Origin of the sequence: Asanoa iriomotensis, from assembly GCF_016862515.1 — a bacterium.
Classification (GTDB): domain Bacteria; phylum Actinomycetota; class Actinomycetes; order Mycobacteriales; family Micromonosporaceae; genus Asanoa; species Asanoa iriomotensis.
In genome coordinates, this window is record NZ_BONC01000028.1 from 1 (window position 1) to 13,891 (window position 13,891).

General features: G+C 72.3%; 12 protein-coding genes and 1 riboswitch. Of the genes, 7 read left to right on the plus strand and 5 right to left on the minus strand.

The genetic code is table 11. The annotated features are described in order from the left end of the window. Window positions 1-20: 20 nt before the first annotated feature. Window positions 21-962: an aldo/keto reductase gene (locus tag Air01nite_RS20195; protein ID WP_203704259.1), complete on the minus strand. Its 942-nt coding sequence runs from the start codon at window positions 960-962 to the stop codon at window positions 21-23. A gap of 49 nt (window positions 963-1,011) precedes the next feature. Between Air01nite_RS20195 and pdxR the strand changes: the two genes are divergently transcribed. Both pdxR and Air01nite_RS20205 read left to right on the plus strand, forming a co-directional pair. Further along, window positions 1,012-2,394, plus strand: a complete 1,383-nt coding sequence (gene pdxR, locus Air01nite_RS20200; RefSeq protein WP_239090830.1) for a MocR-like pyridoxine biosynthesis transcription factor PdxR — start codon at window positions 1,012-1,014, stop codon at window positions 2,392-2,394. Between the two features lie 22 nt (window positions 2,395-2,416). Next, window positions 2,417-2,501: riboswitch (ZMP/ZTP riboswitch) on the plus strand. 51 nt (window positions 2,502-2,552) lie between these two features. Next, on the plus strand, window positions 2,553-3,413 hold the full coding sequence (locus tag Air01nite_RS20205) for a bifunctional 5,10-methylenetetrahydrofolate dehydrogenase/5,10-methenyltetrahydrofolate cyclohydrolase (RefSeq protein WP_203704260.1): 861 nt from the start codon (window positions 2,553-2,555) through the stop codon (window positions 3,411-3,413). 151 nt (window positions 3,414-3,564) lie between these two features. On the opposite strand, the gene Air01nite_RS20210 is transcribed toward Air01nite_RS20205, so the two are convergent. Further along, complete coding sequence (locus tag Air01nite_RS20210) at window positions 3,565-5,157, minus strand: glycosyltransferase family protein (protein ID WP_203704261.1); 1,593 nt, start codon at window positions 5,155-5,157, stop codon at window positions 3,565-3,567. A 141-nt stretch (window positions 5,158-5,298) separates the two neighbouring features. On the opposite strand from Air01nite_RS20210, the gene Air01nite_RS20215 reads away from it, so the two are divergent. The 5 genes from Air01nite_RS20215 (at window position 5,299) to Air01nite_RS20235 (ending at window position 8,680) form a co-directional block, all read left to right on the plus strand. Continuing rightward, window positions 5,299-5,742: a DUF5709 domain-containing protein gene (locus Air01nite_RS20215; RefSeq protein WP_203704262.1), complete on the plus strand. Its 444-nt coding sequence runs from the start codon at window positions 5,299-5,301 to the stop codon at window positions 5,740-5,742. A gap of 64 nt (window positions 5,743-5,806) precedes the next feature. Further along, on the plus strand, window positions 5,807-6,916 hold the full coding sequence (locus Air01nite_RS20220) for an LLM class flavin-dependent oxidoreductase (protein WP_203704263.1): 1,110 nt from the start codon (window positions 5,807-5,809) through the stop codon (window positions 6,914-6,916). Next, entirely contained in the window at window positions 6,913-7,527 is a 615-nt protein-coding gene (locus Air01nite_RS20225; RefSeq protein ID WP_203704264.1) for a CE1759 family FMN reductase, read from the plus strand. Before Air01nite_RS20220 ends, Air01nite_RS20225 begins: the two co-directional genes overlap by 4 nt. A 17-nt stretch (window positions 7,528-7,544) precedes the next feature. Further along, window positions 7,545-8,063, plus strand: coding sequence for an LURP-one-related/scramblase family protein (locus Air01nite_RS20230; protein WP_203704265.1), 519 nt, complete (start codon window positions 7,545-7,547; stop codon window positions 8,061-8,063). A 146-nt stretch (window positions 8,064-8,209) separates the two neighbouring features. Then, a complete protein-coding gene (locus tag Air01nite_RS20235; RefSeq protein ID WP_203704267.1) occupies window positions 8,210-8,680 on the plus strand; it encodes a hypothetical protein in 471 nt (156 codons plus the stop codon). 85 nt (window positions 8,681-8,765) lie between these two features. Here the strand turns inward: Air01nite_RS20235 and Air01nite_RS20240 are convergent, their stop codons facing one another. From Air01nite_RS20240 to Air01nite_RS20250, 3 genes are all read right to left on the minus strand, one after another. Further along, the gene (locus Air01nite_RS20240; RefSeq protein WP_203704268.1) at window positions 8,766-8,975 is read right to left on the minus strand and encodes a hypothetical protein; all 210 of its coding nucleotides are present in this window, start codon (window positions 8,973-8,975) and stop codon (window positions 8,766-8,768) included. Window positions 8,976-8,987: 12 nt separating this feature from the next. Further along, complete coding sequence (locus Air01nite_RS20245) at window positions 8,988-10,046, minus strand: LacI family DNA-binding transcriptional regulator (protein WP_203704269.1); 1,059 nt, start codon at window positions 10,044-10,046, stop codon at window positions 8,988-8,990. 77 nt (window positions 10,047-10,123) lie between these two features. Further along, window positions 10,124-13,837, minus strand: a complete 3,714-nt coding sequence (locus Air01nite_RS20250) for a family 78 glycoside hydrolase catalytic domain (protein ID WP_203704270.1) — start codon at window positions 13,835-13,837, stop codon at window positions 10,124-10,126. Between the last annotated feature and the right edge of the window lie 54 nt (window positions 13,838-13,891).

Below are 13,891 nucleotides of genomic sequence, written 5' to 3' on the forward strand. Positions count from 1 at the left end.
CCATGACCTCGACACAGACCCTAGGCCGCACTGTCCAAAAGGGAACGTTGCTCGGCCGTCAGCGACAGCGACAGCGCCGCGATCGCCTCGTCGAGCTGTGGCACCGTGCTCGGGCCCACGATCGGCATCACCGCCGGGCAGCCGCCGGTCAGCCAGGCCAGCACGACGTGGTTGCGGGTCGTGCCGGTCTCGGCGGCCACGGTGTCCAGCGCGGCCAGCCGCCGGGCGGTGCCCGGGTGGTCGTACTCCGGAGCTAATGGTTTGTCCGCGCGGGTGTAGGAACCGGACAACAGCGGAGTGTAGGACCATATGTCGATGTCCTGATGGCTTTCCGCATACGCGCGCAACTCGTCGTTGAAATTGCCGAACCGGTGGACCACCGACGGCCGCGTGCCCGGCCGCGGCTCGAGATAGGTCACGTGCTGCTGCACCGCCGTGTAACCGGTCACCCCGAGATCCGCCGCCACCCGCCGGGACCGCTCCAACCGCCAGGCCGCGAAGTTGGAGCAGCCCAGCCGCCCGACCAGCCCCGCGTCGACCAGCTCACCGAACGCGGCCACGGTCTCCTCCACGGGAGTGCGCCGGGTGTCCTTGTGCGCCCAGTACAGCTCGACCCGGTCGGTGCCGAGCCGCCGCAGACTGCCCTCGATGGCGTCCTTGATGGTCTGCGCGCCGAGCCCCTCCGCCGTCTCCGGATAGCGCCCGGCCTCGAGCGGCTCGCAGCCGACCTTGGTGGAGATGCGCACCCGGTCACGCACCCCCGGCCGGCGGGCCAGCCAGCGGCCGAGCAGCGCCTCGCTCTGCCCGCCGAACCCGCCCGGGTCGGCCCAGAACGCGTAGCAGTTGGCGGTGTCGATCCAGCTGCCGCCGGCGTCGACGAAGCGGTCGAGGAGAGCGAACGCGCGCTTCTCGTCGGTGGTCGTGCCGAACATCATCGCGCCGAGTACGAGGTGATCCATCATGGCATCGACGCTAATGACGATCGGTCAGGCCGTACGCTCCAATCTTGTGGTGAATTCCCAGACCAATCTGGCGTGGGCGACGCTGCTCGACCTGACCGGGTCGGGTCCGGCGCACCAGCGCCTGGCCCGGGCGTTGCGGGCCGCGATCCGCTCCGGCCGGCTGCCGACCGCCGCGGCCGTCCCGCCGAGCCGGGCCCTCGCGGAGGAGCTCGGCTGCTCGCGCTGGGTGGTCACCGAGGCCTACGGGCAGCTCGTCACGGAGGGCTACCTCGCCGCCCGCGTCGGCTCGGCGACCCGGGTGGCCTGGGCGCCGGACGACCACTCGCGCCCCGCCCGGCCGCCGCGCCCGCGGGCGCCCACACCCCGCTACGACCTCGCACCCGGACTCCCCGACGTGCGCGCGTTCCCCCGAAGGCGCTGGGCGGAGAGCGTCGCCGCCGTCACCCGGACGATCTCGGTCGACGACCTCGGCCTGCCGGACCCGCGCGGCCACCCGGTCGCCCGGCGCACCATCGCCGACTACCTCCGCCGCTCCCGCGGCGCGGTGGCCACGCCCGACACGGTCACCGTCTGCGCCGGCATCACCGACAGCGTGGCCCGCGTCGCCCGAGCCTTGCGCCGGCTGGGCGTCACCAGCGTCGGTGTCGAGGAGCCGGGCTGGCCCCGGCTGAGCGCCGCGGTCGCGGGCGCGGGCCTCACAGTGCGGCCGGTGCCGGTCGACCGCGACGGCCTGCGGGTCGACGCCCTCGACGGCGTCCGCGCGGTCGTGGTCGGCGCCGCACACCAGTTCCCCAGCGGTGCCGTCCTCGCGCCGTCGCGCCGGGCGGCCCTGCTGCGCTGGGCCCGCGCGGTCGACGGCTTCGTGGTGGAGGACGACTATGACGCGGAGTTCCGCTACGACCGCCGCCCGATCGCCGCGATGCAGGGCCTCGACCCGGGCCGGGTGGCGCTGCTGGGCTCGGTGAGCAAGACCCTCTCCCCCGCTCTCGGGCTGGGCTGGCTGCTCGCGCCCGGGGTGCTGACCGCGGCCGCCGACCCGGTCGCCGCCGCGCCGCCGGTGCTCGACCAGCTCGCGCTGGCCACCTTCGTGGACCGCGGCTGGTACGACGCCCACCTGCGGGCCGCCCGCCGCCGCTTCCGGACCCGCCGCGACCTCCTGCTGGCGGCGCTGCGCGAGGCGATCCCGGAGGCCACCGTCGACGGCACCGCCGCGGGCCTGCACGTGCTGCTCCGGCTGCCGGACGGCACCGACACCGCCGCCGTGGTCCGCGCCGCCGGCCGGGCAGGACTGAGCCTGATGGCCCTGGACGCGTACCGGTCCGTGCCCACCGTCCCACCCGACCCGGTGCTGGTCCTCGGCTACGGCAACCTCGCCGACAGCGAGATCGCCCCGGCGGTCGCCGTGCTCCGGACCACCCTCGACCGGGTGTAGGAACCGGCCCGTCTGGCATGCTTGAAGCGAGCGCGACTGGCGGCAACGAGGATGGCAACGACCATCGGGGAGCCCGCCCGTGGGCATCGACCGCCTGGGTGCCCACGGGAGTAGGCGTGGGCATTGGCATCCGGTGCCCACGACGAGGGGGGATCACTATGTCCGCGCGTCTTCTGCCCGGCGGCCCGGTCGCCGAGAGCATCCTGGCCGACGTCTCCGACCGCGTCCGCGTGCTCAAGGACAAGGGCGTGACGCCCGCGCTCGCGACCATCCTGGTGGGTGACGACGACGCGAGCGCCGGCTACATCCGCATCAAGCAGCGCCAGGCGGCCGACCTCGGCTTCGTGTCGCCGCACGCGCACCTGCCGGCCAGCACCACGCAGGCCGAGCTGGAGCGGACGATCGCCGACTTCAGCACCGACCCGGCCGTGCACGGCCTGCTCGCGCAGCACCCGGTGCCGGGCCACCTGGACTACGACAAGGCCCTGGCCGTGATGGACCCCGACAAGGACGTCGACGGCATGCACCCGGTCAACATGGGTCGGCTCGCCCTGGGCCTGCCGGGCCCGCTGCCCTGCACCCCCGCGGGCATCGAGGCACTGCTGGCCTTCTACGACATCCCGGTAGCCGGCCGCGAGGTCGTCATCCTGGGCCGCGGCGCCACCCTGGGCCGCCCTTTGGCGATGCTCCTGGCCCAGAAACGCCCGACGGCGAACGCGGCGGTCACGGTGGTACACACGGGCGTCAAGGACTGGCCGCGCTACACGCAGCGAGCCGAGATCCTGGTCGCGGCGGCCGGCGTCCCCGGCATCATCCAGCCGGAACACGTCCGTCCAGGTTCGACGGTGATCGGCGGAGGCGTCCGCTACGAGGGCCGCCGCCTCCTGCCGGACGTCGACGAGTCCTGCGCGGAGGTAGCCGGCGCGATCACGCCGCGCCTCGGCGGCGTAGGCCCGACGACGGTCGCGATGCTCTTCCGCAACGCGATCACCGCCGCGGAACGCGCCACGGAGGCATAACACCCGCCTGGCGCAACTGCCCACAACAAAGCGAATTTTGGCTCGGGTCCGCGGCGGTCACGACCGCCGCTCCCGCCAGACACCGCTTCGCTGCCAGGCCCGCGCTGCCACGACCCTCACAGCACGCGCGCGCTGGCACTGGCCACTGCGGCTAGACCGGGACCCGGGCCGGTTCGGTGGGGGCCGTTGGTTGGGTTGGGGTCGGTGTGGGAGTGGGTGGGGTGTCGTTGTCGGTGGAGGACGGGCGCGACGCTAGGCGGATCGTCGCCGTCAGGGTTGCCGCGAGGGCCGCCACCAGCGTTGCCAGCAGGAGGATCAGGACAACCGGGGGTAGGGCGTACCAGGTGGCGATCGCGCCCGGGACCGCCGTGCGGTTGCCGTTCGCGGGCGTCCAGAACAGGTCCAGCGTGTATCCGATGTAGACCATCTGGATCAGGATCGCGAAACCCAGCAGCGCCAGCGGGACCCACCGGCGCCAGCGGTCGTGCATGCGGGCCGTCGCCGCCAGAGCCACGACCGCCACGCCGACCAGGCCGCCGTAGAGATAGCGGCCCTGCATCGCGGCGTAGGTGTGGCTTGCGGCGAACTGTTCGTAGGAGCCCTTGGCAACGATCGCCAGCAGGGCCACCGTCGGGAAGAGCAGCACCACGATCGTGGCGTGCGGGAGTGTGCGCAGCATCGGCGTCGCCACGACCGCCACCACCACCAGCACGCCCGCCAGCAGCGCCAGCCTCCACGGCCAGTGGTGCAGACCGGCGCCCGTCTGGTCGTGCACGAAGAACAGCGTGTTCATCCGTTCCAGGAAGCGCAGCAGCCAGAACACGCCGCCGTCCGCGAACGAGAAGTGGGCCGTGAGGTCCGGCATCGAGGTGAATCGGCCGTGTGGCTGCAGCGACCCGTACACGATGCGGTTGTGGACCCACCAGGCCAGGCCCGGTAGGCAGGCCAGCCACGCCACGCCCAGTGACCACCCCGCCGCACGCCAGCGGTCCCGTTGGCGGAGCGCCGCGACGGCGTACACCATCAAGATCCAAGCCGGCACCAGCAGCGCGAAGCCCTTCGTCAGCAGGGCCAGCGACCCCACCCCGCCGATCGCCAGCGCGGTTCGCCGCGAGAGGTCCCCGGTCAGCACCCGCGCCACGAGCAGGGTCAGCACCGCGAACAGCGGCACGAGCAGGTTGTCGTTGTTGACCGCCGACTCCGTGTGGGTCAACTCCGGTATCGCCAGCGGCACCAGCGCCGCCGCGATCGGCAGCGGCTCCGGCAGGCGCAGCCGCCTCGCCACCGCCCACAGCAGCAGCGGCAACGCCGCCGCGAACAGCACGTTCCACCAGCGCAGGACCAGGTAGGTGAGGTCGAACGGAATCCGGTCCCAACCCGGCACGAGCGCGAGGGCGGCGGCGCCCAGGGCGTAGTACAACGGCGGGTGCTGGATGAGTTGGTTGGCCGGCACCCTGTCCGCGGGCGCGGAGCCGCCGGCATCGGCGAACGACGCGCGGTCGGCGCGCGGCGGGACCGGCAGGTCGGCCAGGTGCAGCGGCCCGCCGATCCGGTTGGACCGGGTGAAACCGCCCGCGCCGCTGCCCTCCGTGACCGCGAGCGTGCCCGGATCCGGCCACGGCCACGCCCGACCCTGCGCGACCGCGACGATCAGGTCGACGTGCTGGCGCTCGTCGGGTGACCGGAAGTTGGGAAAGATCGCCGTCTGCGCGAGGACCACGGCGAGATGCAGGACAACGATCAACCACACCAAACCGGGAACAGCGCGCAAAGCCGGACGTATCGCACGGACCACCGGGTGAGGCTAGCGGACCGTCCGGCGCCGGGGCGGCAGCGCGCGGCACGGGTCCTAGGCTTGCACCCGACCGAGTTAAGTGAGGGGAACATGAGCCAAGATCCGGATTACGAGGTCCTCGAGGACGACGGGGTGCTCGACGCGTCCGACACGCTCGACGACGACCGCGTCGCCGACCCGCTGGACGTGGGCATCGCGCCCGCCGACCGCTGGAGCGGGGCCAACCGGTTCGGCACCACCGCCGCCGAGGAGCGCCAGGGCGAGTCGCTCGAACAGCTCCTGGCCGAAGAGGAACCCGACATCGACCCGTACGCCGACCCGGCGGACGACGAGGACGAGATCAGCCGCCGCGGCTACGAGGAGGACCCCCGGGCCGGCCGGCTGGTCGAGGACGACCAGGGATTCGGCGAGGACGTCGAGGCCGACTCGGTAGCGTGGGACGCCGGGATCGACGCCGGTGGTGCCAGCGCCGAGGAAGCCGCGATCCACGTGGTCGACGGTCCCGACGACGAAGGTGACGGACCTCTCCGTTAAGCTCCGCGGAATAGTTGCGGCGTCAAATAAGTTGACGGTGGCTGACGAAACGAGGTGTTTTGAGATGCAGTTCGGGATCTTCACCGTCGGCGACGTGACGCCGGACCCGACCAACGGCACGACCCCCAGCGAGGGCGACCGGATCAAGGCCATGGTCACCATCGCGCTCAAGGCCGAGGAGGTCGGCCTGGACGTCTTCGCGACCGGCGAGCACCACAACCCGCCGTTCGTGCCGTCCTCGCCGACCACCATGCTGGGCTACATCGCGGCACGCACGGAGAGGCTCCTGCTCTCCACCGCCACCACGCTGATCACCACCAACGACCCGGTGAAGATCGCCGAGGACTACGCGATGCTGCAGCACCTGGCCGGCGGCCGGGTCGACCTGATGATGGGCCGTGGCAACACCGGGCCGGTCTACCCCTGGTTCGGGCAGGACATCCGCAACGGCATCCCCCTCGCCATCGAGAACTACTCGCTGCTGCACAAGCTGTGGCGCGACGAGGTGGTCGACTGGAAGGGCCGCTTCCGCACGCCGTTGCAGTCGTTCACGTCGACACCGCGCCCGCTGGACGGCGTGCCTCCGTTCGTCTGGCACGGCTCCATCCGCAGCCCGGAGATCGCCGAGCAGGCCGCCTACTACGGTGACGGCTTCTTCGCGAACCACATCTTCTGGCCCAAGGAGCACACCCAGCGCATGGTCGGCCTTTACCGCGAGCGGTTCGGGCACTACCACGGCTCCCCCGACCAGGCCATCGTCGGCCTCGGCGGTCAGGTCTTCATGCGCAGGAACAGCCAGGACGCGGTGCGCGAGTTCCGGCCCTACTTCGACAACGCGCCGGTGTACGGGCACGGCCCGTCGCTGGAGGACTTCACCCGCGAGACGCCGTTGACCGTCGGCAGCCCGCAGGAGGTCATCGACCGCACGCTCGGGTTCCGCGACTACGTCGGCGACTACCAGCGCCAGCTGTTCCTGATTGACCACGCCGGCCTGCCGCTCAAGGTGGTCCTGGAGCAGCTCGACCTGCTCGGCGAGGAGGTCGTGCCGGTGCTGCGCAAGGAGTTCGCCAAGAACCGCCCGGCGGACGTGCCGGACGCGCCGACCCATGAGTCGCTGGTGGCGGCCGCCGCCGCTGCCGCCGCAGCCGCCGCTTCGGCAGAGGTCGTGGCATGACGCAGCGCACCATCGCCGTGGTCTCCGGCGGGTTGCGGCAACCCTCGTCGTCGCGGCTGCTGGCCGACAGGCTGGCGGCCGCGACCGGCGAGGAGCTGACCCGGCTCGGCGTCACCCCGAAGATCGAGGTCATCGAGCTGCGGGACCACGCGCACGAGATCGTCGACAACCTGTTGACCGGCTTCCCGGGCAGCGCGTTCGCGAAGGTGGTGGAGACCGTGGCCGCCGCCGACGGGCTGGTCGCGGTCTCGCCGGTCTTCACCGCGTCGTACAGCGGCCTGTTCAAGTCCTTCGTGGACCTGCTGCCGGACGGCTCGCTGGCCGGCAAGCCGATCCTGATCGGCGCGACCGGCGGCACCGCGCGGCACTCGCTGGCGCTGGACCACGCCATGCGCCCGCTGTTCGCGTACACCCGCTCGATCGTGGTGCCGACCGGCGTGTTCGCCGCGGCCGAGGACTGGGCGGGCGAGGAGGCGGTGGAACGGCTCGACAAGCGGTCCCGGCGCGCCGCGGCCGAACTGGCCGCCGAGGTGGCCCGCCGCGAGCCGACCGAGATCGAGGACCCGTTCGCACTGCGCACATCGTTCGAGGACCTGCTCGCCGGCGAGTGATGCGCGAGGATGAGGGTATGTACCTCATCCGCGAGAAGATCTTCGACATCGGCGACGACTTCGACATCACCGACGACTCGGGCAACAAGGTGTTCCACGTCGACGGCAAGGTGCTCAGCCTGCGCGACAAGCTGGTCATCGAGGACCCGTCGGGCCGCGAGGTGGCGGCGGTGCACCGCAAGCTGATCGCGCTGCGGCCGACGTACGCGATCAGCATCGGCGGGCAGGAAGCGGCCGAGATGCGCAAGAAGCTGTTCACGCCGTTCCGCGACAAGTACACGATCGACGTGCCGGGCCCCGACGACCTGGAGATGAAGGGCGACCTGCTCGACCACGAGTACGAGGTCGAGCTGGGCGGGTCGCGCGTCGCCCAGGTCTCCAAGAAGTGGTTCACGATCCGCGACACGTACGCGGTCGACGTCGCGCCCGGCCAGAACGACCTGCTCATCCTGGCCGGCGTGCTGGCCCTCGACCTGGCCGAGTCGCGCGCCGAGCGCAAGCGGGCCGAGGACGCGGCCCGCGACCAGGACCGTTAGCAACCGGGCCCGGATCTGAACCGATCCAGACCACCTGTACGGGTGAACCACCGACGGAATCCACTGTGGATTTGCGTGCCCCCTACCGCGGGGGTTGAGGCACTAAGGTCCCTCGGGACATTCACAGCAAACCATGGGGGTTCACGGTGACATTCACCAGATTGTTGGCCAAGGTCGCGGCGGCGGTCGTCGTCGCGGCCGGCGTGCTCGTGGCGCCGCAGGCGGCCCACGCGGCGTTCCCGGGGATCCACGAGCCTGACCAGTCGTTCTATCACGGCGGCAGCAGCGCTGGCACCAAGGTCCTCGCGCTGCACGGCGCTCTGCTCATCGTGCCGGAGGACACGGCCGTCCGCATGTCGGGGAATCTGGACGTCAGGTCCAAGGAGTGCGGTGCGGTCTACGTGAAGGGCTACGTCGACATCGGCAACGGCGTCTGGCGGAACGTTTCGACCCGCAGTTCGAGCCCGCGCTGCTCCACCGGGTCCGGCTGGGCCAGCTACAAGATTCTCGTGGAGGCTCCGGGCCGGGGCATCCGGAAGGCCGAAGTGCTGCTGGCGGACACGACGCACGGCACGCACAACCTCGCGTGCTTCGACAGGTGCGTGTACTACTTCTGATCCCCGTCGCGACGCCCCGCCCGCCCCATCGCGGGGGCGGGCGGGGCGTCTGCGATCACCGCTTCACGGTAGGAGCGGATGCCCGTCAGGCGGTCGCGGTGGTGCAGGGTCGGGCGCGCCGGGGCTCGACGCGGTCGGCCAGGCGGCGCAGCAGCGTCGCGGTGCCGCGGCGCAGCGGATCGCCGCGACCGTGGCCGCGTGAGCGCACCCGGGACGCCGGCGCCGACGGCCGGGCGGAGTTGACGTGGTGTGTGGTGTCGTTCATGGCCTGGACCATGGCTGACGCTTCGAACATGACCTGCTCCTATCAGGATGGTGCCGGGCCGCTGGTCGCGCGGACGACGAGCGTCGTCGGCAGCACGACCGAACGGTCGGCGGGATCGGTGGGCGGATCGAGCAGCAGCAGGCCCGAGCGCCGCCCGCGCTCGGCCGCCGGCTGGTGGACCGTGGTCAGGCCCTCCGTGGTGGCATCCGGGATGTCGTCGAAGCCGACGACCGAGACGTCGTGCCCCGGCCGCAGGCCGCGGGCCCGCACGGCGTCCAGCACGCCGAGCGCCAGGATGTCGCTCAGCGCCGCGATCGCGGTGGGCCGCGGTGCGCGGTCGAGCAGGTACGCGGCCGCGGCGGCGCCCTCGGCCCGGCCGTTGCGGGCCACGTTGACGGTGGCGACCGACGACCACGGCACGCCGCCCTCGGCGAGCGCCTCCTGGTAGCCGCGCAGCCGCTCGCGGTCGGTGTAGTAGGCGACGTCGCCCGGTGACTTGATCGTCACCGGACCGGTCGACTGCGCGACGGTGAAGTATTCGCCCACCACCGCGAGGCGCCGGTGTCCGAGCGCGACCAGGTGCTCCCCGGCCGCGCGGGTGGCCGCCGCCTCGTCGATGCCGACGAACGACGCCTGCGAGCCCGGCCGCTTCTGGCCCGCCACCACCGGCAGCCCGCGCGCTTCCAGGGCCGCCAGCGCCGGGTGCCAGTCCGGCAGGCAGTAGACGCAGAACCCGTCGACCACCGCGTCGTTGACCGGTGCGACCGCGGCCTCCTCGTCGTCCATGGACAGCGGCAGCAGCAACAGGCCCGTGCGTCCCTGCTCGGCGCTGCTGGCCAGGCCGCGCAGGAACTGCACCGCGTAGGGGTCGGTGAAGGCGTAGGACAGCTTGGCGGTGAACAGCACCCCGATCGCGCCGGCCCGGCGGCGGCGCAGCGACCGGGCCGTCGGGTCGGGCCCGGCGTAGCCCAGGCCGGCCGCGGCCGTCAGGATCCGGTCGCGCAGGTCGGCGGAGAGCTGGTCGGGCCGGCTGTAGGCGTTGGAGACCGTGCTGCGGGACACCCCGACGGCGTCCGCGACGGTCTGCAGTGTGGGTCGCACCGCACCCACCTCCCGTACTGTATCGATCCAGTGCCTCTGGATCGATACAGTACGCCGTTCCCGCTGAAACGCAAGTGCTATGCGGTGAAGGTGTAAGCCCCCGCGGCCACCTGGAAGACCGCCGCGCCGGACGCGTACCCCATCAGCACCGCCTGGGGTGGCGCGGTGACCGCGGCGGCCGACGGCGCCGGCACGCGGACGGTGGCCGTGCTGTTCGCCGGGACCTCGACCCGCAGGGTCAGCGTGCCGCCGGCGACGGACCAGTCCGACAGCGCCCGCCCGTACGGGGTCTGTAGGTCCGCCCGGCCCGAGGTGAGCCCGCCGCCGGGCCGCGGAGCGATCACCAGCCGGCGGTAGCCCGGGTCCCGCGGGTCCGGACCGACCCCGCCGACCGAGCGGTAGAGGAAATCGCCGACCGAGCCGAGTCCATAGTGGTTGAACGAGTTCATCCCCGGGTCCTGGAACGACCCGTCAGTGCGGATGCCGTCCCAGCGCTCCCAGATCGTCGTGCCGCCGCGGGCGCTCATGTAGCCCCAGCCGGGATAGTCCGGCTGCAGCAGCACCTGATAGGCGGTCGCGAGGTGCCCGTTGTCCGCGAGCACCGGCAGCAGGTTCTCCACGCCGAGGAAGCCGACCGACAGGTGGCCCGAGCGTGAGGCGACCTTGGCCGCCAGCTTGTCCGCGACCGCCTGCACGCGGGCCGCCGGCACGAGACCGAACGAAAGCGCCAACACGTAGCCCGTCTGCGTGTTGCCCGAGACCGTCCCGTCGGCCGCGACGAAGCGGTTCGTGAAGGCCGTCGCCACCTGGTCGGCGAGGGCGCCGTAGGAGGCGGCCTCCGCGGTCCGCCCGGTGGCCGCGGCCATCCGGGACACCAGGCGCGCCGTGTAACCGAAGTAGGCGGTCGAGATCAGGTCGTTGGCCGTGTTGTCGCCGACGTTGAGCCAGTCGCCGTAGGTCCACTGGTTGCGGATCAGGTCAGCGCCCGACGTGGACCGCGAATAGTCGACCCACCGCCGCATCGCCTCGAAGTTCTCGTCGACGATCCGCACGTCGCCGTACCGCTGCCAGACGGTGTACGGCACGATCACGCCCGCGTCGCCCCAGCCGGCGGTGCCCGCGCCGCAGCAGACCGCCGGCGCCACGTCGGTGAACGCGCCGTCGGCGCGCTGCGCGTCGGTCAGGTCGTCGGTGAACTTGTCCAGCAGCCCGTGCACGTTCATGTTGAAGGTCGACGTGCCCACGAACGCCGCGATGTCGCCGGTCCAGCCCAACCGTTCGTCCCGCTGCGGGCAGTCGGTGGGAATGGTCAGCATGTTCGACCGTTGTCCCCAGATGATGTTTCGCTGAATCTGGTTGACCAACGCGTTCGAGGTCGTGAACGACCCGCTCGCCGCGCCGTTGGTCCAGGCCGCGAGCCCGGTCACGGTCGACAGCGACGGCGTGCCGGGGAAGCCGGTGAGCTCGACGTAGCGGTAGCCGTGCACGGTGAACCTCGGCTCGTAGACCTCGTCCGCGCCGGTCCCGGCCAGCGTGAACCGGTCCGTGGCCCGGGCCGCCCGCAGGTTCGCCGTGTAGACGGTGCCGTCCGGGTTGAGCACCTCGGCGTGCCGCATCGTCACCGTCGTGCCCGCCGGCCCGCGCACCCGCAAACGGTTCCACCCGGCGAAGTTCTGCCCGAGGTCGACCACCCAGACACCCGGCTGCGGCTGGGTCACCGCCATCGCCGGCACGGTCGCCTGCACCGCCACCCCCGGGTCCACGGCGGCGACCAGGTTCGGCTTCGCACCACTTCGGACGGTCGCCGCCGCCCAGCCGGAGTCGTCGAAGCCGGGCTGGTCCCAGCCGGCCCGCGCACCCCGGGCGTCGTACTCCTCACCGTGGTAGATGTCGTCGAACCGGATCGGGCTCGGCGAGGTCCTCCAGGACCCGTCGGTGCGCACGGTCGTCGTCGTGCCGTCGGTGTGCCGCACGACCAGGTCGGCCGAGTACCACGGCTGTGTCCCGTACCGCTGGTTGCCGCCCATCCCCAACGACCCGGAGTACCAGCCGTTGCCGAGGTAGGCACCGATCGCGTTGTCGCCCTGCCGCACCTGGGCGGTCACGTCGAGCATCCGGTACTGCACCCGCCGGTTGTAGTCCGTCCACCCTGGAGCGAGCGCCTCACCGCCGACCTTGGCGCCGTTGATCCGCGTCTCGTGCAAACCCAGTGCCGTGACCATCAACCGCGCGCTCGCCACCGGTTTGGTGAGAGCGAAACCTTTCCGCAGGTACGGCGCACCGCGCACGACCGACACCTGGCTCCCCCACGGCCCGGCACCGTAGCCGGCGATCGCTCGCGCGGCCGGCCAGGCACCGTCGGCGAACCCGGGGTTCTGCCACCCCGCGGGCGCGGTCTGGCTCGCCTTCCACGCGGCGTCGGTGACGACCCGGGTGGTCCCTGCCGCGCCGACCACCTCGAGCGCCGCGATCATGCCGGCCGGCGACACCGTCGTGTTCTCGGTCGACACGGCGATCGTGTTGCTGCCGGCCTGCACGCGCCCGGTCACATCGACGACGGCCGCCGTCTTCCACGACTCGTACACCCGCGGCGACGTGCTCACCTGCGTGCCGTTGACCCAGACGTCGGCGGTGTCGTCACCGGTGACGGTCAGCGTCGCCCGGCTGACCGCACCCGCCGGCAGGGTGAACGTCCGCCGCAGGTAGCGGGTGGCGATCGGCGCGCTCGCGCCGGGATCGCCCTCCGGGTACCAGATCCAGGTCGCGCCGGCCAGCGCCGGCACCGCCGCGCTGGACCCGACGAAGGCCGCCTGCCAGTTGGTGGCCGGGTTGTACTGCCCGGTCTCGAACCAACTCACCGGACCCCACGCACCCCGCCGGCCCTGGGTGTCCCAGACCCGCGCGCGCCACCAGTAGCGGGTCCGCGACGCCAGCGCCGCCCCGCCGTAGGCGGCGTCGACCGAGCGTCCGGAGACCACCCGGCCGCTGTCCCAGACGTCACCGGTGCCGCCCTGCGCGCCGGCCTCGGTGGTCGAAACGATCAATTGGTAAGCGCTTTGCATCAGTTCGCTGTTCGCCGGACCGCCGGCTTTCCAGCCGAACCGGGGCCGGGCGGCGTCGATGCCGATCGGCGTGACCCGGCGCTCGGTGGTCGGCGCGGTGACCGCCAGCGGCGAGACCGCCGCGACGTCGGGCCCGGTGACACCGCTGCCCCACGGCCCGGTGCCGTAGCCGGCCGCGACCTGGGCGGCCGGCCAGGCCGCGTCGCTGGTCGCGGGCTCGGTCCAGTCCGGGCCGACGTTGTTCGCGGCCTTCCAGGCGCCGTCCGTGACCAACTCGACGGTGCCGCCGGCGGTGACGACCCGCAGCCGGCCGAGGACACCGGCCGGCCCGGCGGCGGTGTTGCGCGCGGCGACGGCCAGGGTGTTGGCCGCACCGGGTCGCAGCGCGCCGGCGAGGTCCACGTAGAGCGCCTGCCGCCACGAGTCGACGACGTTGGCGGAGCTGGCCAGCGGTACGCCGTTGAGCCAGACGTCGACGCTGTCGTCGCCGGTGACGACGAGCTGGGCCTCACTGACCACACCGGACGGTGCGGTGAACGTGCGGCGCAGGTAGCGGGTCGCGGCCGGCACGCTCACGGTCGCGTTGCCCTCCGGGTACCAGATCCAGTTGGCGCCGGCCAGGTTGACCGGCGCGGCGTGGGCGGGCGCGCCGCCGCCGACCAGGAGGGCGGCGACGCAGGCGAGTGTGGTGGCCGCGCCGGCGAGACGGCGCGAGGTGGTGGCTGGCATGGGTTCGCCTCCAAGCGATCCGGGGACGGGCGGATCGGCGCGGCAGTGAAACGT